A 275-nucleotide genomic window follows, 5' to 3' on the forward strand; every position below is an offset into this window, starting at 1 on the left:
GGTAATAGAAACAGCTCATATAAAAAATGCAGCCATAACAAGTGCGAAAGTAGCTGAAGCGGCTATCGGGACAGCGGCTATTCAAAATGCGGCTATCGCAAAGGCGCATCTAAAAGAAGCAATAATTGATTCGGTACACATCATTGACGGTTCAATAACAAACGCCAAGATCAAAGACCTTTCAGCGGACAAAATAAACGTCGGGACGTTAAAAGGTATCACGATAGAGGGTGTGGACATAAAAGGGGCCCGTTTCGAGGCGCTGACACAATCAG

Annotated in this window: 1 protein-coding gene; it reads left to right on the plus strand. The window is 44.7% G+C overall.

Going from position 1 to position 275, the window contains the following annotated elements; genetic code table 11:
• Window positions 1-275: hypothetical protein (locus tag G9F48_RS19415; RefSeq protein ID WP_165409986.1), on the plus strand; the 275-nt coding region annotated here is incomplete at both ends.

It is taken from the genome of Bacillus sp. EKM420B (assembly GCF_011065565.1).
GTDB classification, from domain to species: Bacteria; Bacillota; Bacilli; order Bacillales; family Bacillaceae; genus Bacillus; species Bacillus velezensis.